At 61.4% G+C, this 18,558-nt stretch carries 14 protein-coding genes; 7 read left to right on the top strand and 7 right to left on the bottom strand.

What is annotated here, in order from left to right:
• Nucleotides 1-15 precede the first annotated feature (15 nt).
• Nucleotides 16-603, bottom strand: a complete 588-nt coding sequence (locus CRX69_RS16455; RefSeq protein ID WP_047225755.1) for a LysE family translocator — start codon at nt 601-603, stop codon at nt 16-18.
• Nucleotides 604-805: 202 nt separating this feature from the next.
• Between CRX69_RS16455 and CRX69_RS16450 the strand changes: the two genes are divergently transcribed.
• The 4 genes from CRX69_RS16450 to CRX69_RS16435 all read left to right on the top strand — a co-directional run bounded on the left by CRX69_RS16450 (nt 806) and on the right by CRX69_RS16435 (nt 4,729).
• Nucleotides 806-2,260 carry a TrkH family potassium uptake protein gene (locus CRX69_RS16450; RefSeq protein ID WP_107322352.1) on the top strand — a complete coding sequence of 485 codons (1,455 nt, stop codon included), beginning with the start codon at nt 806-808 and terminating at the stop codon, nt 2,258-2,260.
• Between the two features lie 66 nt (nt 2,261-2,326).
• Nucleotides 2,327-3,409: a bifunctional transcriptional activator/DNA repair enzyme AdaA gene (locus CRX69_RS16445; RefSeq protein ID WP_047225752.1), complete on the top strand. Its 1,083-nt coding sequence runs from the start codon at nt 2,327-2,329 to the stop codon at nt 3,407-3,409.
• Between the two features lie 23 nt (nt 3,410-3,432).
• Entirely contained in the window at nt 3,433-4,050 is a 618-nt protein-coding gene (locus CRX69_RS16440; RefSeq protein WP_107322351.1) for a DNA-3-methyladenine glycosylase family protein, read from the top strand.
• 190 nt (nt 4,051-4,240) lie between these two features.
• Complete coding sequence (locus CRX69_RS16435) at nt 4,241-4,729, top strand: GFA family protein (protein ID WP_107322350.1); 489 nt, start codon at nt 4,241-4,243, stop codon at nt 4,727-4,729.
• Between the two features lie 135 nt (nt 4,730-4,864).
• Here CRX69_RS16435 and CRX69_RS16430 read toward each other — a convergent pair whose 3' ends face one another.
• Complete coding sequence (locus tag CRX69_RS16430; RefSeq protein WP_076384407.1) at nt 4,865-5,470, bottom strand: MiaE family protein; 606 nt, start codon at nt 5,468-5,470, stop codon at nt 4,865-4,867.
• 159 nt (nt 5,471-5,629) lie between these two features.
• On the opposite strand from CRX69_RS16430, the gene CRX69_RS16425 reads away from it, so the two are divergent.
• Nucleotides 5,630-6,493: a universal stress protein gene (locus tag CRX69_RS16425; RefSeq protein WP_047225748.1), complete on the top strand. Its 864-nt coding sequence runs from the start codon at nt 5,630-5,632 to the stop codon at nt 6,491-6,493.
• A gap of 27 nt (nt 6,494-6,520) precedes the next feature.
• Here the strand turns inward: CRX69_RS16425 and CRX69_RS16420 are convergent, their stop codons facing one another.
• Nucleotides 6,521-6,991 (bottom strand): DUF1289 domain-containing protein, encoded by a 471-nt coding sequence (locus CRX69_RS16420; protein WP_047225747.1) that lies wholly within the window; start codon nt 6,989-6,991, stop codon nt 6,521-6,523.
• 408 nt (nt 6,992-7,399) lie between these two features.
• On the opposite strand from CRX69_RS16420, the gene acnB reads away from it, so the two are divergent.
• Nucleotides 7,400-10,000, top strand: coding sequence for a bifunctional aconitate hydratase 2/2-methylisocitrate dehydratase (acnB, locus tag CRX69_RS16415; RefSeq protein WP_047225746.1), 2,601 nt, complete (start codon nt 7,400-7,402; stop codon nt 9,998-10,000).
• A gap of 256 nt (nt 10,001-10,256) precedes the next feature.
• On the opposite strand, the gene CRX69_RS16410 is transcribed toward acnB, so the two are convergent.
• Nucleotides 10,257-11,537: a serine/threonine transporter gene (locus tag CRX69_RS16410; RefSeq protein ID WP_076384405.1), complete on the bottom strand. Its 1,281-nt coding sequence runs from the start codon at nt 11,535-11,537 to the stop codon at nt 10,257-10,259.
• Between the two features lie 402 nt (nt 11,538-11,939).
• Here CRX69_RS16410 and CRX69_RS16405 point away from each other — a divergent pair, with 402 nt between their 5' ends.
• Entirely contained in the window at nt 11,940-12,893 is a 954-nt protein-coding gene (locus tag CRX69_RS16405) for a 2-hydroxyacid dehydrogenase (protein WP_107322349.1), read from the top strand.
• On the opposite strand, the gene tssA is transcribed toward CRX69_RS16405, so the two are convergent.
• From tssA to CRX69_RS16390, 3 genes are read right to left on the bottom strand one after another with little or no spacing between them, the layout of a single operon-like run.
• Nucleotides 12,890-13,978 carry a type VI secretion system protein TssA gene (gene tssA, locus CRX69_RS16400; RefSeq protein WP_107322348.1) on the bottom strand — a complete coding sequence of 363 codons (1,089 nt, stop codon included), beginning with the start codon at nt 13,976-13,978 and terminating at the stop codon, nt 12,890-12,892. The two genes, CRX69_RS16405 and tssA, sit on opposite strands and share 4 nt — an antisense overlap.
• Nucleotides 13,975-17,796: a type VI secretion system protein gene (locus CRX69_RS16395; protein WP_107322347.1), complete on the bottom strand. Its 3,822-nt coding sequence runs from the start codon at nt 17,794-17,796 to the stop codon at nt 13,975-13,977. The genes tssA and CRX69_RS16395 overlap by 4 nt, the downstream gene beginning before the upstream one ends.
• Nucleotides 17,793-18,554: a DotU family type IV/VI secretion system protein gene (locus CRX69_RS16390; protein ID WP_107322346.1), complete on the bottom strand. Its 762-nt coding sequence runs from the start codon at nt 18,552-18,554 to the stop codon at nt 17,793-17,795. Before CRX69_RS16390 ends, CRX69_RS16395 begins: the two co-directional genes overlap by 4 nt.
• Nucleotides 18,555-18,558 lie beyond the last annotated feature (4 nt).

Raw genomic sequence — 18,558 nt, 5'->3', positions numbered from 1 at the left:
TTTCGCGGGGATGGCTCAAGGCAACAACAAATACACCGCACTGACCACCAGCAACGCCGCCATCGTCCGATTGAACAGGCGCATGGTCGCCGGGTTGCCCAGCCAGACCCGCAGAAAACTGCCGGCATAGGCCCAGCAGCCTACCGAGAGATAACAGATCACCAGGTAGATAGCCGCAAACTGCCACACCAACCGCGCCTCACCATCGGCCACGAATGCTCCCATCCCGGCCACACAGGCCAGCCACGCCTTGGGGTTGAGCCACTGCATCAACGCGCCGTAAAACATCGACGGCGCCCGCTCCTCGTCTCCGGCGCCCAGCTGCCCGTTGTCCATCGCCAGTTTCCAGGCCATGAACAACAGAAAACCCACGCCCCCCAGTTGCACCACTCGCGTGAGGCCGGGCCAGCGCTGCAGCACTTCGTGCAACCCCAGCCCCATCAACACCAGCAGCAAGACAAACCCCAGGGTGGCCCCGGCCACGTGACGCAAGGTGGCACGAAAGCCGAATCGCGCCCCGGAACTGAGGGCGACTATATTGACCGGGCCGGGGGTGATGGACGCGACGAGTGCAAACGCCGCCATGGAAATAATCAGACTCATTGCATACCTTCTTCATGTCCGTGAGGTGGCGTTCAAGGTAAATTGCACGCCACTGGCGGTATTGAACAAAACTGCCCAATGACGACGACTCACCGCGCGCCGTGCGAACAGGTGCTGTTTCGGGCTTTTTTTTACGCAAACTTTACGCAGCGTCCGGTCAACGAAATCGATACTGGGCGGCTCATTCTTTCAGGCGTGTTTTATGTCCCTTGCGGCTGTGCGGTTTATCGGATTCATCCTCGGCATTTTCCTGATCACCCTGGCCGCGAGCATGGCAATCCCGCTTCTCACGCTGATGGTGTACGAGCGAAACGATGACCTCTCGGCGTTCTTGTGGTCGAGCCTGATCACCTTTGTCTGCGGCATCTTGCTGGTAGCACGTGGTCGGCCAGAGCACATACAACTGCGTCCGCGGGACATGTACCTGCTGACCACTGCCAGTTGGGTGGTTGTCTGCACCTTCGCCGCCTTGCCGATGGTGTTTATCCAGCACATCAGCTACACCGACGCATTCTTCGAGACGATGTCCGGCATCACCACCACCGGCTCGACCATCCTCACCGGCTTGGACAATGCCTCCCCGGGCCTGCTGATCTGGCGCTCGATGTTGCAGTGGCTCGGAGGGATCGGCTTCATCGGCATGGCAGTGGCCATCCTGCCGCTGCTGCGGGTCGGCGGCATGCGACTGTTCCAGACCGAATCATCGGACTGGTCGGAGAAAGTCACACCGCGCTCCCATGTGGCGGCGACCTACATCCTGTGGCTCTACTTAGGCTTGAGTGCCCTGGCCGCCCTGGCCTTGTGGCTGGCGGGCATGACACCTTTCGAAGCGATCAACCATGCGATGACCATGATTTCCACCGGAGGGTTCTCCACTTCGGATTCGTCCCTGGCCAACTGGTCTCAACCGGCCATCCACTGGATCTCGGTGATTATCATGATCGCCGGTGCACTGCCCTTCACCTTGTATGTCGCCACGTTGCGCGGGAACAAACGAGCGTTGCTCAGGGATCATCAGGTCCGTGGATTCCTCGGATTCCTGGTCATTACCTGGCTCGTGGTGGGCACCTGGCTGAGCCTGAACAGCGACTACGCCTGGCTGGACGCGGTGCGCATCGTAGCCGTCAACGTGACTTCGGTGGTCACCACCACCGGTGTGGCGCTGGGTGACTACTCGCTATGGGGCAGCTTTGCCCTGCTGCTATTTTTCTACCTGACGTTTGTCGGCGGTTGTTCGGGATCCACCTCCGGCGGGCTAAAGATTTTTCGTTTTCAGGTGGCCGGCGCCTTACTGATGGGCAGTTTGAAACAACTGATCCATCCGCGGGCGGTGATTCAGAAAAAATACAACAAGCACCCCATCGACGAAGAGATCGTCCGTTCGCTGCTGACGTTTTCTTTTTTCTTCACCATTACCATCGGCGCTATCGCCCTTGGGCTTGCGCTGATCGGCCTGGACTGGACGACGGCCCTCACCGGTGCCGCCACGGCCGTGTGCAACGTCGGGCCAGGGCTGGGCTCGATCATCGGACCGGCCGGCAACTTCTCCACCTTGCCGGATGCGGCCAAATGGCTGCTGACCATTGGCATGCTGCTGGGTCGTCTGGAGATTCTGACCGTGCTGGTGTTGTTCACGCCGGTGTTCTGGAAGTATTGAGGCGGATGAAAATTCACTGTCGATTTTCCGGTGGAGCCATCCCGGGCCTGGCTCTATGCTCCCCCCATGAACCTACACGACTCGCTGCTCCCACCCCATGCCGAGATGGTCCGCGCCATGCTCGAACGAGACACCGCCTACGAGGGGGTGTTCTTCACGGCGGTCAAGACCACCGGCATCTTCTGTCGCCCCAGCTGCACGGCGCGCAAGCCGAAGCCGGAAAACGTCGAATTTTTCGCCCACGCTGACGAAGCCATGTCGGCCGGCTACCGGGCCTGTCTGCGTTGCAAGCCGCTGGATGCCGCCGCCATCGCGCCCGCCTGGATCCAGGCGCTGCTCAAGGCCGTGGACGCCGAACCCGACCTGCGCTGGACCGATGCTTTGTTGCTGGAACAAGGCATTGAACCGCTGAAGCTGCGGCGCTGGTTCAAGCAGCATTTCGGCATGACTTTCCATGCGTACCTGCGCACTCGACGGCTGGGCATCGCCCTGGGGGGCATCAAAGAAGGGATTTCCATCGACAATGCGGCCTTTGACTCAGGCTACGAGTCCCTGAGCGGATTTCGTGACGCCTTCGTGAAGTCTTTCCACATCACACCGGGCCGCGCCGCCCACAGCGAACCCCTGCTGTTCACCCGCCTGACAACGCCACTGGGGCCGATGCTGGCCATGGCCGAACGGCGCGGCCTGGTGTTGCTGGAGTTCCTCGACCGCCCGGCCCTGACCCGGGAAATCGAAGAGTTGCAACAACGCTACGGCTATACCGTCGCCCCGGGGCACAATCCCCACTTGCAACAGATCGAAACCGAACTGGCCGACTATTTCGCTGGAAAGCTCACCTCGTTCAGCGTGCCGCTGCACATGCCCGGCAGCGCCTTCGCCGTCCGGGTCTGGGCTGAACTGGAAAAAATCCCCTACGGCGAAACCCGTAGCTACGGCAACATCGCCACTGCCCTCGGCAGTCCTGGTGCCAGCCGTGCGGTGGGACTGGCCAACGGCCAGAATCGCCTGGCCATCGTCATCCCCTGCCACCGGGTGATCGGTGCGGATGGCTCGTTGACCGGTTATGGTGGCGGGCAGCCACGCAAGGCTTTTCTGTTGCGGCTGGAAAAGGCCGCGGTGCAGGTGTCCCTGCCACTGGCATTCTGATCAGCCTGCCGAGTGAACACCTGATGCCTGTCCCGTACCACGATGCGAGCACCTTTCTGGCAAGCCTCGACGAAGACTGGTGCCGTCATGTCGAGATGATCGGCCCTTGCCTGCTGCAACCCAAACCGGCCCGCGACCCGTATGAAGCACTCGTCCGGGCGATTGCCTATCAACAATTGCATGCTAAAGCCGGCGATGCGATTCTCGGTCGCTTTCTGCGGCTGTTTCCGGGAGCGATATTCCCCAGGCCTGAGCAGATCCTGGCGACTGACTTCCAACAGATGCGCGACTGCGGATTTTCCGCCAGCAAGATCGCGACCATACAGGGCATCGCTCAAGCGACGCTGGACGAGGTGGTGCCGGACTACCCCGCGGCGCTGGCCATGGATGATGAGGCCTTGATCGAACGCTTGATCACCCTGCGCGGCGTCGGACGCTGGACCGTGGAGATGCTGCTGATCTACAGCCTGGAGCGACCCGACATCCTGCCGGCGGATGACTTTGGAGTGCGTGAGGGGTATCGGCGGCTCAAGGGTTTGGACGTCCAACCGACGCGCAAACAGATGGTTGGGATTGGACAGGCGTGGAGCCCACATCGGACGGTGGCGGCGTGGTATTTGTGGCGGGTGCCCGGTCGCTAGAGCGCGTCATCGTTCATCGCGAGCAGGCCGCTCCCACAGGGATTTCGGTGTTTGTGTTCACTGAAGATCAAATGTGGGAGCGAGCCTGCTCGCGATGGCTGCCGCATGGCCGGCCTGAATTCAGCTGTCAAAAAATGCCGACCGTCTAGGCTGTCCTGAGCCACTTCCCAATTGCCAACCGGAGGTTCTCATGCAGCTCGAAGGATCCTGCCATTGCGGCGCGGTGTCGTTCAGCCTCGACAGCGCCCACCCCTACCCTTATCAGCGCTGCTACTGCTCGATCTGTCGCAAGACCCAGGGTGGAGGCGGCTTTGCGATAAACCTGGGGGGCGATGCCCGGAGCTTGAAGGTACGCGGTCGCAAGCACATCTCGATCTATCATGCGCGGCTCAGGAATGACGGGGATAAACGCGCCCACCGCAGCAGCGCCGAACGGCATTTCTGTTCCCTTTGCGGTTCAGGCTTGTGGCTATTCAGCCCCGAATGGCCTGAGCTGATCCACCCGTTCGCCTCTACCATCGACACGCCGTTGCCGGTACCGCCTGAGCACACCCATCTGATGCTGGGCTCCAAGGCGCCGTGGGTGGAAGTCGAGGCGCACGCCGGCGATCAGCAGTTCGAGATCTATCCCCAGGAGTCCATTGCCCAATGGCATGAGCGCCTGGGTTTGAGCGATTAAGGATGTAGAGCTGCGTGAGGCCTCATCGCGAGCAGGCTCGCTCCCACAGGGATTTTCGGTGTACTCATTACTTGTGTTCACTGAAGATCAAATGTGGGAGCGAGCCTGCTCGCGATGGCGTCAGGGCAAACAGCCCTATACCGCAGGCACACCACTGTGGAAGCGAAACTCCACATCCGGCGATTCAATCAGCGCCTGCTCGGCGTCACGAACCTTGTCGATCACCTGGGCGATGTCCTTGGCGTCGCCATACTGGTAGGCCAGTTTCAGGTAGCCCTGGAAATGCCGGGCTTCGCTTTTGAGCAAACCGAAATAGAACTTGCCCAATTCTTCGTCCAGGTGCGGCACCAGGGCCTCGAAACGCTCGCAACTGCGGGCCTCGATGAAAGCGCCGACCACCAAAGTGTCCACCAGTTTGACCGGTTCGTGGCTGCGGACCACTTTGCGCAGCCCCGAGGCGTAACGCCCGGCAGAGAGCTGGCGCAAGCCGACCTTGCGTTTTTTCATCAGGCGCATCACCTGTTCGTGATGCACCAGTTCTTCCCGGGCCAGACGTGACATCAGGTTGATCAGGTCAACGTGGGAGTGGTACTTGGCGATCAGGCTCAGGGCGGTGCTGGCGGCCTTGAATTCGCAGTTCTTGTGGTCGATCAGCAGCGTCTCCTGGTCGGCCAGCGCCGCCTGGACCCAGGCATCGGGAGTGCGGCAACCAAGGAATTCATGAATTTCGGGAAGGATCATGGGGCTCACGGAAAAAGAGAGTCGAGCGAAGGGCGCCGATTATACCGGCCTGCCTCCAGACCACCAGCCACCGCCGTTGATATGCATCAAGTCGACGACTGCCATACAACAACTATAGTTGAGCAACGCCATGCCTTTTTATTGCTGGAGACGCCGATCATGCAAGCCATTCGCAGCATTCTGGTGGTCATCGACCCCGAACATTCGGAAAGCCTCGCGCTCAAGCGCGCCAAGCTGATTGCCGGTGTCACCCAGGCCCACCTGCATCTGCTGGTGTGTGACAAGAAGCATGACCATGCCGGCATGCTCAGCGTGCTGAAGGCCGCGTTGCTGGCCGACGGCTACAGTGTCACCACCGAACAGGCCTGGAACGAAAGCCTGTACGAAACCATTATCGACGTACAGCAGGCCGAAGGTTGCGGCCTGGTGATCAAGCAACACTTTCCCGACAGCCCGCTGAAAAAAGCCCTGCTCACCCCGGCGGACTGGAAATTGCTGCGCCATTGCCCGACTCCAGTGCTGCTGGTGAAAACCGCCGGTTCCTGGAAAGACAAAGTGATCTTGGCCGCCGTCGACGTGGGCAATGCCGACGGCGAGCACCGCCACCTGCACTCCACCATCATCGATCACGGCTACGACATTGCCATCCTGGCCAAGGCGCACCTGCACGTGATCAGCGCCCATCCCACACCGATGCTGTCCTCCGCCGATCCGACGTTCCAGCTCAAGGAAACCATCGAGGCCAAATACCGCGAACAATGCCGGGCGTTCCAGGCTGAGTTCGACATCGACGACCAACACCTGCACATCGAAGAAGGTCCGGCGGACGTCCTGATTCCATACATGGCACGCAAGCTGCAGGCAGCGGTGACAGTGATCGGCACCGTGGCGCGTTCCGGGTTGTCAGGGGTCTTGATCGGCAATACCGCCGAAGCGGTGCTCGACACGCTGGAAAGCGACGTGCTGGTGCTCAAACCGCAGGAGGTCGAGGATCATCTGGTGGAGCTGGCGGTCAAGGACTGACACCCCCCGCCACAAAAGCCATCTCCTTCAGCCGCCAATGGCATCCTTCAGGAAGCCCGGCGCGATGTAGCGCTGGTAATGGGCTTCGGACAGCAGGAAGAATTCCCGATCAATGGCGTCGCGCAGGTCCGGCAGGTCCCAGTCGCGAAATTCGGGCATCAGCACCATGCCGTAGGCTTCCAGGTTGTTGATCACCCGCGCGCCACGGGCGATCAATTGATAAGCCCAGCAATATTCCGACTGGTGCGGCACAAAACGAATCTTGCGTGTTTCCAGTTGCTGGCGCAGCAGCGCAGGATCAAAAACCTCCAGTTTGGCCACCATCACCTGGACCAGCAACTGCTCAAGCCGCATCCACACCGCGCGTTTTTCGTCCTCGTTATAGCCGTTCCAATGAATCACTTCATGGTGGAACCGCTTGCAGCCACGGCACACCAGGTCACCGTAGACAGTGGAGCAAAGGCCGACGCAGGGGGTCTTGATGAGCTGGTTGGGCATAAGGAAAAACACACGCAAAAGCAGGACAGGCCGGCATGTTAGCCCTTTGTCTAAGATTGATCACCCCTCAAACTTCAGGGGCCAACTTACGTTTATTTTTTTTTTGCCGTAGAATCAGCCAGCCTTTTAAGGCGCCAATGTCCGTTAGAAGCTGTTTTCAAAGCGTCACGAGCACAGTCGTTCCTTCAGAGCGGTGTTGGCCGAGGGTCTTTCCAGCGGGGAAAGCCCAACGCCAACCCTCATCAGCTCCCCGTTCTGCAGGCGTAAAACTTTGAAAGCAGCTTCTGTGAGGAACTCGCGGAAACTCTGGCGTGGTGGCTCAAAAAGCCTCCGACGCGCATGAGTACCGTGGGTTTCTGGATGAGCGTCCCGGACACCCATTTGGGACCACTGATGAGGGTAATAACTGTGCTTGAAGCCTACCGCAAACATATCGAAGAGCGTGCAGCACTGGGTATCGTTCCCCAGCCGCTTAACGCCGAACAAACCGCAGGCCTGATCGAGCTGCTGAAGAATCCTCCGGCTGGCGAAGAAGCTTTCCTCGTTGACCTGATCACCAATCGCGTTCCGCCTGGAGTCGACGAAGCCGCCTACGTGAAGGCCGGTTTCCTGTCCGCCCTGGCCAAAGGCGAAGCCCAATCCCCTCTGCTGGACAAGAAGCGCGCCGTTGAACTGCTCGGCACCATGCAGGGCGGCTACAACATCGTGACCCTGGTGGACCTGCTGGACGACGCCGAACTGGCGCCCGTAGCCGCCGAAGAACTCAAGCACACACTGCTGATGTTCGATGCCTTCCACGACGTGGCTGAAAAAGCCCGCAATGGCAACGTTCACGCCAAGGGCGTGCTGCAATCCTGGGCCGACGGCGAGTGGTTCAAGAACCGCCCCGTGCTGGCCGACAAGATCAGCCTTCGGGTGTTCAAGGTTACCGGCGAAACCAACACCGACGACCTCTCCCCGGCTCCTGACGCCTGGTCCCGCCCGGACATCCCACTGCACGCCCTGGCCATGCTGAAAATGGCCCGTGACGGTATCGTGCCGGATGAACAAGGCAAGACCGGCCCGATGAAGCAGATCGAAGAGATGCGCGGCCAGGGCTTCCCGATCGCCTACGTCGGTGACGTGGTCGGTACCGGTTCGTCACGTAAATCAGCCACCAACTCGGTGCTGTGGTTCTTCGGTGACGACGTGCCTTACGTGCCGAACAAGCGCGCCGGTGGTTTCTGCTTCGGCAGCAAGATCGCCCCGATTTTCTACAACACCATGGAAGACGCCGGCGCCCTGCCGATCGAATTCGATGTGTCCAACATGCACATGGGCGACGTGATCGACCTGTACCCGCATGCTGGCAAAGTCTGCAAGCACGGCACTGATGAAGTCCTGGCCACCTTCGAAATGAAGACCCCGGTCCTGTTGGACGAAGTGCGTGCCGGCGGCCGTATCCCGCTGATCATCGGTCGCGGCCTGACCGAGAAGGCACGTGCCGAGCTGGGCCTGCCCGCTTCGGACCTGTTCAAGAAGCCGGAAGCCCCGGCCGAAAGCACCAAGGGTTTCACCCTGGCGCAGAAAATGGTCGGCAAGGCCTGCGGCGTGACCGGCGTTCGTCCGGGCACCTACTGCGAGCCGAAGATGACCACCGTGGGTTCCCAGGACACCACTGGCCCGATGACCCGCGACGAATTGAAAGACCTGGCGTGCCTGGGCTTCTCGACCGATCTGGTGATGCAGTCCTTCTGCCACACCGCGGCCTATCCAAAGCCGATCGACGTGACCACCCACCACACCCTGCCTGACTTCATCATGACCCGTGGCGGCGTGTCCCTGCGTCCGGGCGACGGCATCATCCACAGCTGGCTGAACCGCATGCTGCTGCCGGACACCGTCGGCACCGGTGGCGACTCCCACACCCGTTTCCCGATCGGTATCTCGTTCCCGGCCGGTTCTGGCCTGGTGGCGTTCGCCGCCGCCACTGGCGTCATGCCGCTGGACATGCCGGAATCGATCCTGGTTCGCTTCAAGGGCAAGCTGCAACCAGGCGTCACCCTGCGTGACCTGGTTCACGCCATCCCTTACTACGCGATCCAGAAAGGTCTGTTGACCGTCGAGAAGAAAGGCAAGAAGAACGCCTTCTCCGGCCGCATCCTGGAAATCGAAGGCCTGGAAACCCTGACCGTCGAGCAAGCGTTCGAACTGTCCGACGCCTCGGCCGAACGTTCGGCTGCCGGTTGCACCATCAAGCTGTCCAAGGAATCGATTGCCGAATACCTGCAATCGAACATCACCCTGCTGCGCTGGATGATCGGCGAAGGCTACGGCGATGCCCGCACCCTGGAGCGTCGTGCCCAGGCGATGGAAGCCTGGCTGGCCAACCCGGAACTGCTGGAAGCCGACAAGGACGCCGAATACGCCGAAGTCATCGAGATCGACCTGGCCGACGTCAAGGAGCCTGTGCTCTGCGCGCCGAACGACCCGGACGATGCCCGCCTGCTCTCCAGCGTCGCTGGGCAGAAGATCGACGAAGTGTTCATCGGTTCGTGCATGACCAACATCGGCCACTTCCGCGCTGCCGGTAAGTTGCTGGAACAGGTCAAGGGTCAGTTGCCAACCCGTCTGTGGCTCTCGCCGCCGACCAAGATGGACGCTCACCAGCTCACCGAAGAAGGCTACTACGGCATCTACGGCAAGGCCGGTGCACGGATGGAAATGCCAGGCTGCTCGCTGTGCATGGGTAACCAGGCACGCGTGGAACCGAACTCCACTGTGGTATCGACTTCGACCCGTAACTTCCCGAACCGTCTGGGCGACGGCGCGAATGTCTACCTGGCTTCGGCCGAACTGGCATCCGTGGCGTCTATCCTGGGTCGCCTGCCGACCGTCGAGGAGTACATGGAATACGCCGGCAAGATCGACAGCATGGCAGCGGACGTGTACCGCTACCTGAGCTTCGACCAGATCGCCGAGTTCCGTGAAGCGGCTGCCAATGCCAACATCCCGGTCGTTCAAGCCTAAGGCTTCAACGCTCGACTAAAAACGCCGCCCTTCTTGCGAGGGGCGGCGTTTTTTTATGCCTGTTTTCGATGCAACCTGAACTGACGCCATCGCGAGCAGGCTCGCTCCCACAGAGACTTGTGGTGAATGACGAATCTATGAACACCCAAGACTCCATGTGGGAGCGAGCCTGCTCGCGAAGACGGCAGCACATCCAACATCAATGCAAGCTGACCCACCGCTTTCGCGAGCGCGCTCGCTCCCACAGGGAATCCGGTCAGGATGTCAGGGAATAGACCAGCGCGGTAATTGCCACCACCCCTACCAGCGTCACGAACACATTGGACGCCTGGCCGCGGTAACGGGCCATGGCCGGGACCTTTTGGATGGCGTACATCGGCATCAGGAACAGGATCGCCGCGATTACCGGGCCGCCCAGGGTTTCGATCATGCCCAGGATGCTCGGGTTAAGGGTGGCGACGATCCAGCACACTACCAGCATGAACGCTGCGGTCAGACGGTCCAGGGTCTTTGCCGCCGGACGTCGACCGCTCTTGACGATCAGGCCCTTGAGGCCTTCGCTGGCGCCAATGTAATGCCCCAGGAAGGACTTGGAGATCGCCACGAACGCAATCAATGGCGCGGCAAAAGCGATGGTCGGATTGCTGAAGTGGTTGGCCAGGTACGACAGGATCGACAGATTCTGCGCCTTGGCCTCGGCCAGTTGCGACGGGGAAAGCGTCAAAACACAACTGAACACAAAGAACAGCACCATCACCACCATCAGCACATGGGCGCGCGAGAGGATCTGCGAGCTGCGCACTTCGGCGTTATCGCCATGGCGACGCTTCTGATCCACCGCAAACGCCGAGATGATCGGCGAGTGGTTGAACGAGAACACCATCACCGGAATCGCCAGCCACAAGGTATGCAGCAGCGCCGAAGGTTCAGGCAGCGTGGACGCTGTGGTCAGGATGCCACCGTTCCAGTGCGGGATCAGAAACACCGCCAGGAACAGCAACGCTACGATAAACGGATAGACCATCAGGCTCATGGCCTTGACGATCGCCTGCTCCCCGCAGCGCACCACTGCCAGCAAACCCAGGATCAACACCAGCGATAGCACCACCCGAGGTGGCGGCTGGATATGCAGTTGATGCTCCAGGAAGCTGCCCACCGTATTGGTCAGCGCCACGCTGTAGATCAGCAGAATCGGGAAAATTGCAAAGAAATACAGCAACGTGATCAGTGCACCGGCCTTGATACCGAAATGCTCCTCCACCACGTCAGTGATGTCCGCGCCTTCACGGCCGGACAACACGAAACGGGTCAGCCCCCGGTGGGCGTAGAACGTCATGGGAAAGGCTAGCAACGCCAGGATCAACAACGGCCAGAAACCGCCGAGGCCGGCGTTGATGGGCAAAAACAAAGTACCTGCACCGATGGCGGTGCCAAACAGGCCCAACATCCAAGTAGTGTCATGCCGCCCCCACTGGCTGAGCGTAGCTGGGGCTGTCGTTTCAAAGCGTTCTTCGACGCTAGTGGCCTGATCATTCATCCGGTCGGATCTCCGCATTCCGGTCACATGCACCCGACCAGGACGAGTCGGAAAACCCCGACAGGCAGCGCCCTGGCCGAAACAGGGGCGCGATTGTCCGGGATTAACGAGCAGAAGCAAAGACTTAGCTGAGGAGCGGTTGTGAGGACGGTGCATCTGCGGCAAATAACGCCGGGGAATGAAGCCGCCGACCTATCGCCGTTTTGCGCCAACTCCTACACTCAGAACAGATGAAACAGTTACCAGCGCAGGATAAGCCATAATGCACAAAACCCTGTGGGAGCGAGCCTGCTCGCGATAGCGATGGAACAGCCAGCCATGGTATTTCCTGAGACACCGCTATCGCGAGCAGGCTCGCTCCCACAGGTTTTTCGTCAGTCCTATTGCCCACAGGAGCACAGCATGACCGCAACCGTTCTTGTACTGGTTGAAACCGTCAACGAATACCTGCCGATTCTTGAGCGCCAGGGCTATCACTTGGAGTTGGCGCCAACGCCTGCCGAGCGCAAGACGGCGATTCACGAACATGGAGAACGGTTCAGCGCGGTACTGACCCGCGGTCCCCTGGGTTTGACGGCCGAGGAAATTGCCGCCCTGCCCAACCTGAAAATCATCTGCGTGATCGGCGCCGGCTACGAGCAGGTGGACCTGCAGGCCGCCCATCAGCGCGGCATCGTGGTGACCAATGGCGCCGGGGTCAATGCGTCGTCGGTAGCCGACCATGCCATGGCGCTGTTGCTGGCGTTGGTGCGCGATATCCCCCATTGCGATGCCGCCCTGCGACGGGGCGAATGGCCGAGGAGCGCGCGCCCTTCCCTGGCCGGTAAGCGGCTGGGCGTGTTGGGCCTTGGCGCGGTGGGCATGGCGATCGCCAAACGGGCCGCCCTGGGCTTTGACATGAGTGTCAGCTATCACAATCGCCGGGTACGCAACGACGTGCCCTACACCTTCTGCGCCACGCCCACGGAACTGGCGCGGGTCTCGGACTTCCTGATCGTCGCCACGCCAGGCGGCCTGGATACCCGGCAGTTGATAAACAAGCAGAGCCTGGATGCGCTCGGTCCAAAAGGATTTCTGGTGAACGTCGCCAGGGCCAGCGTGGTTGCCACCGCCGACCTGATCAGCGCCCTGGAACAACGGCGAATTGCCGGAGCGGCCCTGGATGTGTTCGATCACGAGCCCGAAGTGCCGCAGGCGCTGAAGAACCTGCCCAACGTCGTCCTCACACCCCACGTGGCAGGCCTGTCGCCGGAAGCCACCCGCGCTATGGTGGAGTTGGTGGGCCAGAACCTGACCGCGTTCTTTTCCGGCAAACCGGTACTGACGCCGGTGCGCTTGCCCGACGAGGAGCGTTAGAGAACGCCCAATAGCGTCCACACGCGCCGGGATTCGGCATCGGCACTGATCAGTTCGCCCAGCAGCTCGTTCAACGGTTTGTTGCCCCACTCCACGCCGCGCCGGATCAAATAGGGCACCGGACTGTGGGGTTCGGTGCGAGCCAGGTAGCCGGCGATGACCAGCAACTGGCGATAGGCTTCCTCGCGGCTGGCCGGCTCCTGAAAAGCCAGGGTTGCCGCGGCGCCCACCTGCGCTGGGGCGGTTTGCGGCGTCACCGGCGGTGGTGCTTGCGCCGGCACGACGGTGGGTTGCTGTGGGTTCATCGCAATGAACTCCTCTATCAATGTCAGCAAGGCCTGTATCACGTCCTGCAGGGAGGAATAGCCTGGGGCCTGATCGCCCAGGTAGGCATCACTCCAGGCTTCGAGCCGTTGCAGGTGCTGCAGGCTCAGCATCAGGCTGCCCTGGCGATGCAGCCAGAACGACAATGGCGTGGTGCGAATCAGTTCGCTAAGTTTTTTCTGGTCGTTGCGCGCCGCTTCCGCCGAGGCCTTGGCGTTTTTACTGTCGTTGACCAACACCTGCTGGCGCTGCAAGCGTTGCCAGTCGGCCAGGCAGAAACCGTCGAAATCAGGGTCCCGGCCATCGAACAAGGGCACCCGTGTCAGTAACACTTCGCTGTAGCGACGGGCCAGCCACTCCAGCGGAATGACCCGCCACGACGGGTCACCGTCATCGGCCCGGGGATACAGCTGCTCGGGGTAGCGCTCACACAGACCCGCCACCAACGCCAGGCTGCCCGGCAGTCCTTCCAGCCCGGTCAGGTGTAACCAGGCCTCCCCCAGCCAGGCGCTGATCATCAAATCCTTGCTGCGCTCGAGCAGCAACACAGTGGCAAGTCTTTCCAGTTCCGGCCATTGGGCGCGCTTGATCGACGATTGCCACACACCTGTGGGCAGGCTGGTGTCGTCCTCCCGGCGCAACTCGCGCAACTGGTCGAACTCCGGCTCGTAGCGCAGATCCTGGCCACAGGGCGATTCGGCGCTGATCGGCTCAAGCAACCGGGGGATGAGTTCGGGCAAAGGGGATATCGGCAAACTCACAAGCCCTCCTCGCGGGTTGCGATGGCGGTGCTCGATGAGGTCGCCATGAAAGGTGAACGGGGGGCCTGGGTCGGCAGCGGCGCAATCGACAGCGGCAGCTTCGAACCCTGGCTCATCAGCGACAAACGCAGGAACATCTGGGTCTGTTGCGCCGTGGTCGCCTGGGTCTGGGCCGTCACGGGCAGTTGCAGGGTCAGCGGGAAATCGGTGTAGTCGGCGTTCGGCTGGCGCTGGCTCGACACCAGTGAGCGCATCAGGCGCAGCAACGCCCACGGCCCCTGGTACTCCCAGCCGGCTTCCAGATCGCGCACCACCAGGTCGGGTTGCAAGGGGTCGTTGGCCGGACGCTGGTAACCGTTACGGGCCCAGCGCAGGGTCAAACTCACCGGCTGGCCGACCATCCAGCGCAGGTTCTGCCCGGTTTCACCTGGGTAACTGATCTGTTGGTTGCCGGCGTTCAGCCCCCAGGCGATCACCTGATCCGCGCCGCGTTCCTGCTCGCGATCGGTTCGCCAGCGCACGTCCATTTCCACGCCGAGCAAGCCACTCTTGTCCCGCACGAACAGCGGCCCGAGCCAGGCACCGGCCTGTTTCAAACGGTTGAGAAAATCCTCCGCCGCCAATCGCTCCGGCGTCCGGCTCAACGCCAGTCCGGCCTGTGCCTGAGGCAGCCGCGTGTCGATCAGCTCCAGCAGGCGCTGGACCCGCGCCGGGTCGGCATCGCTGGCCCGCACGTCCTGGGAAAACGGAAAGCGCCCGGCCAGGTACTGATTGAAATAATTGGCCAGGTCATTCCAGGCGGTCGCCGCCTGGTTCTGTTGTAGATACAGGCAGCGCTGCAAGGCACTTTGTTGCAGCGTAACGGTGCGCACGGCCAGGTCGCCACGTCCGCCGGGCAGGCTGGACGTTTGCAGAATCTGCGCGCAGGACGTGGTGTCCATTTCGATGAAATCGCGACTTACCAATTGCTCCAGCTGGGCAGCCGCACTGGCCGGGTTCTGGTTTTTGTATTTGAGCAGTTCGTCGTTGAGCGCCATGAACCGGGCAACCTGATCGTGCTCCAGGGCCGACAGGTTGTCCTGCTGGACAATCAGCCATTCCAGCGCAGGCATACGATGCTCGGCGATCTGTAGCATGGCGCCGAACTGCTGGTTGAGGTTCAGCTTCAAGTCCTGAGGATCAGTGGCGCCGTACAACTGCAAGCCGAAGTTCTTCGAGCCGTTCCAGCGTTGGACATCGGCACGTTGAGTGAACAGTGGCTGGGCGTCGATTTCGTTCAGGCCGCTCTGGATCTGCGCCAACGCTCGGCGGTTGAGCAGGCGCTGAAAACGAATCGCCAGATCGCTGCGCTTCACATCCATGAAAGCTTTTTGCAGGGCAACGGCCTGGGAGGTCTGCACATTGAAACTCATGCCCGGTAGCGGTTGCTCGCTGTCATCCAGACTCAGCCACATGGCCCGCGCCGCCGCGCTTTCAGCAGCCTCCATCAGCGCCCCACGATAATCCGGCGGGATGCGCGGCAGTTCTTCATTGGCGTAGCTCTGGTAGCTGGCGAAGTAGTTCAAGGCAACGCTGAAATCGTCGCTGTCACCCCGGCCCATCGAGTCGGCGTTACTGTCCGACGGCGCCTTCTGCATGGCCAATGCCACGAAGTCACGCTTGAACAGCGCTTGTACCGCGCCGTCCAGCGCCGTGACATGCTCCTGCAGCACCAGCAAACCGCTGCCCTGCTGGACCAACAGATTGTCCCTGGAACCGGTCTGGACGATCCACTGGTCGCGAAAGCTCTGCTGCAATTTTGCCGCCTGGCTCTGCAGATCCTGCTCAAGATCCGGCCCCAGCAGCGTGCTGTGGCCCACCTTGTCCATCAACTGGGTGTAACCGGGCACCAGGTCCTGCCCCTTGCCCCGGCCCCAGGCCGAGTTGGTCAGGCTGACGAGCCTTTGCAGGTCATCGACCAACGCCATCAGCTCTTCGAGTTCGCTCAAGGAGTTGCCGCCGCCGGCCTCAAGCCGTTGCAGATGCAGCTTCAGGTAACCGGCCTGACGCACGAAGTTGTCCGCCAGAAAGTAATGATCCAGCCAGCGCTGCATCAGGCCCATGAAGTTATCGGCAATCACCGGGCGCGCGGCGTTCAGGTCCAGGCCTTTCAAATCGCTATTCTGGGCATCGAACAGCACCCGATTGTAAAAACGCGCCCGGCTCAAGGTCCCGGTGTTGAGGTTCAACGACAGGGCGTTGTTGCTCAGTTGCACCAGCTCGTCCAACGGTGCCTTGGGGTTGTTCACCGCCTGGCTGAACATCTGGTTGTGCTGTTCCAGGCGCACCGCACGCTCAACCAGGTCCTTGGCTTTCACGTAACTTTGCCATTGGGCCGGATCTTCGCTTTCCACGTTGCCGCGCCGCTCGGTATTGCGGATGCCCTTGAGTTGTTCGAGGTCCGAGACCAGCAGGTCACGCAGCGGCAATATCCAATGATGGCGGGCGGTCATGCGCAAGCCGTTGTCCAGTTGTACGTCCACGGCGGAGAACCAGGAAGTCGGAAACACCACCGAGACGAAACGCCAGCGCGGGGCTTTTTCCAGCACGTTCCAGTAGTTCTGCACGTTGTGCCGGGTCGGCTCCAGTTGCGGCTTGTCGGGGTCGACCACGACATGGTTTTTGTGCGCGCTGAGGACCAACCGCGACAAGCCCTCGGCTTGCTCGACCGAATCGTGCCAGACCCAGACCATGCTCCCCAGCCAGACCACGCCGACCACCAGCGCCACCCCACCGCCCAGCCGATGCCAGCGCTGGCGCAAGCGCAGCAGGCGTGGCACCGGCTGGGCCAGCCCCCGCTCGGCCACCAGCCGGCGCGACCACAATTGCCGGGCGAACACCGTTTGGCGCAAAACGCTGTCGCTGGCGGTCAACCCATCGCCAGTGACGGCGGGCGCCTGGCTGGCGGTGAAATACACGCCACGAAAGCGCGGTGCCTCGCCTTGCGCGTTGCCCTGGAAAACCGGTTCCAGCAGCAGCTGCATGGCGCGCCGCAACCCTTCGAAACGCTCCGGCAACCCATACAGATCGCTGCTCAACTGCCCCGACAGCGCGCCGATTTCGATGATCGACTGGGACAATGCGGCGTTGACCTGATCCAGCGCCTGATCGCTCCATTGCGATTGCCACGCCGCCTCGGGCGAATATGGCGACGACCAGCCCAGCGTCGATTCCCGCGCCTGGGCGGGCAAGGCGCTGACCAGTTCCTGGAACCCCGGCAGTTCTTCCATCCCGGTGATCACCACGTACACCGGCAAGCTCAGACCGAACCGTTGCAAGAGGTCGATGAAACAGCGCCGGACCTTGAGACTCAGCTCGGTCGTCTGCTCGATGTCATCGAGCTTGCCGAACGGCACAGTCCAGATCACCGCATCCAGCGGCCGTCTGCTGCGCAGGCGCAGAATCAATCCCAACAGGCGCCACCAGTTGCCCCGCTGCATGTTCATGCCCTCATCGGGCAAAAACAGCGCCTGGGGCACCACCAGCACCGCGCCTTCGGCATCCGACCACCAGCGGCCGAACCACGCCGCCTTGTCTGTCGGCTGCAAACGCCACTGGGCGCACAACTGCGCGCCATCGGCCTCGTTGCCCAGCATCAACAACCAGGGCATCTGATAGCGGTCCCGAGTGCCTTGCTCCTGCTCCATGTGGCGCACCGCGCCATAGAAGCTGCGGATAGCCGCGCCGCCCTGGGTGCGCAGCCACCAGATCGCCGCCGCAATCAGCAGCACCGCGACAATGGCGAGCAACACCAGGGCGACGATGCTCAAGAGGCTCATGAGTCCTGCTCCTGAACCACCGACTCGTTCAGTTGCAGCACCGGTTCAAGCTCTGATTGGATGTCACGCCAGAACACCTGCCCCAACCCGGTCAACAGCAACACCATCGCCAGGATCACCAGGCCCAGGCGCAAACCGTCCGGCAACGACTGTTGAACCGGGACACGTATCGGTGTGGCCGCCGCAGACATCGCCAGGCGCTGGCTGACATCGACATAATCGGGCTCGTGCTGCCAGGCGAACGTGAACAGCGCCACCCGCCATTTTTCGTGCTGGACCTGACCGGGCTCGCCCCGCAATCGGCCCTGAAAACCGAGAATCAGACACTGCAGGTACACGTTGGCCAGGTCACGGGTGCCGGGCATCTGCTCATCGAGCAGTTTCTTGATCGCAGCCGGCAACCGTTCGCCGGCCTGACGGCTGGAGTACATGCGCGACTCGAGGGGATGCTGCTGCCAGGCCAGTTGTCCCGGCCATGGGGTGAACAGCAAGGTCTCGTCCACCAGCGCCACGAAGGCGTAGACCAATGCCTTGACCTGCTCGGTGGCCGCATCGCCCACGGTGGCAAAGGCCACCCGCCACAACCGCTGGGCGCTTCGACCGGAAAACTCCACCACCCGGCTGACCAATACCGCGGGGTCGCTGTCCTTGGGCAAGTCCTGCCAGTCCTGGGACCACTTCAGCCAAGCCTGACGAAACGCACTGCTCAGCGGTGCCTCATGCAGACTCCGAACCGCCCCGCCACTTCCGTCAGGCATACGA

It is taken from the genome of Pseudomonas rhizophila (genome assembly GCF_003033885.1).
GTDB lineage: Bacteria > Pseudomonadota > Gammaproteobacteria > Pseudomonadales > Pseudomonadaceae > Aquipseudomonas > Aquipseudomonas rhizophila.
The sequence above is the reverse complement of the archived record's forward strand: the minus strand, read 5'-3'. Positions and strand labels throughout refer to the sequence as shown.

Excerpts from the sequence above, each read along its gene's own strand:
- CRX69_RS16455 (WP_047225755.1), bottom strand. The coding sequence starts at position 603 with ATGAGTCTGATTATTTCCATGGCGGCGTTTGCACTCGTCGCGTCCATC.
- CRX69_RS16450 (WP_107322352.1), top strand. The coding sequence starts at position 806 with ATGTCCCTTGCGGCTGTGCGGTTTATCGGATTCATCCTCGGCATTTTC.
- CRX69_RS16445 (WP_047225752.1), top strand. The coding sequence starts at position 2,327 with ATGAACCTACACGACTCGCTGCTCCCACCCCATGCCGAGATGGTCCGC.
- CRX69_RS16440 (WP_107322351.1), top strand. The coding sequence starts at position 3,433 with ATGCCTGTCCCGTACCACGATGCGAGCACCTTTCTGGCAAGCCTCGAC.
- CRX69_RS16435 (WP_107322350.1), top strand. The coding sequence starts at position 4,241 with ATGCAGCTCGAAGGATCCTGCCATTGCGGCGCGGTGTCGTTCAGCCTC.
- CRX69_RS16430 (WP_076384407.1), bottom strand. The coding sequence starts at position 5,470 with ATGATCCTTCCCGAAATTCATGAATTCCTTGGTTGCCGCACTCCCGAT.
- CRX69_RS16425 (WP_047225748.1), top strand. The coding sequence starts at position 5,630 with ATGCAAGCCATTCGCAGCATTCTGGTGGTCATCGACCCCGAACATTCG.
- CRX69_RS16420 (WP_047225747.1), bottom strand. The coding sequence starts at position 6,991 with ATGCCCAACCAGCTCATCAAGACCCCCTGCGTCGGCCTTTGCTCCACT.
- CRX69_RS16410 (WP_076384405.1), bottom strand. The coding sequence starts at position 11,537 with ATGAATGATCAGGCCACTAGCGTCGAAGAACGCTTTGAAACGACAGCC.
- CRX69_RS16405 (WP_107322349.1), top strand. The coding sequence starts at position 11,940 with ATGACCGCAACCGTTCTTGTACTGGTTGAAACCGTCAACGAATACCTG.
- CRX69_RS16395 (WP_107322347.1), bottom strand. The coding sequence starts at position 17,796 with ATGAGCCTCTTGAGCATCGTCGCCCTGGTGTTGCTCGCCATTGTCGCG.
- CRX69_RS16390 (WP_107322346.1), bottom strand. The coding sequence starts at position 18,554 with ATGCCTGACGGAAGTGGCGGGGCGGTTCGGAGTCTGCATGAGGCACCG.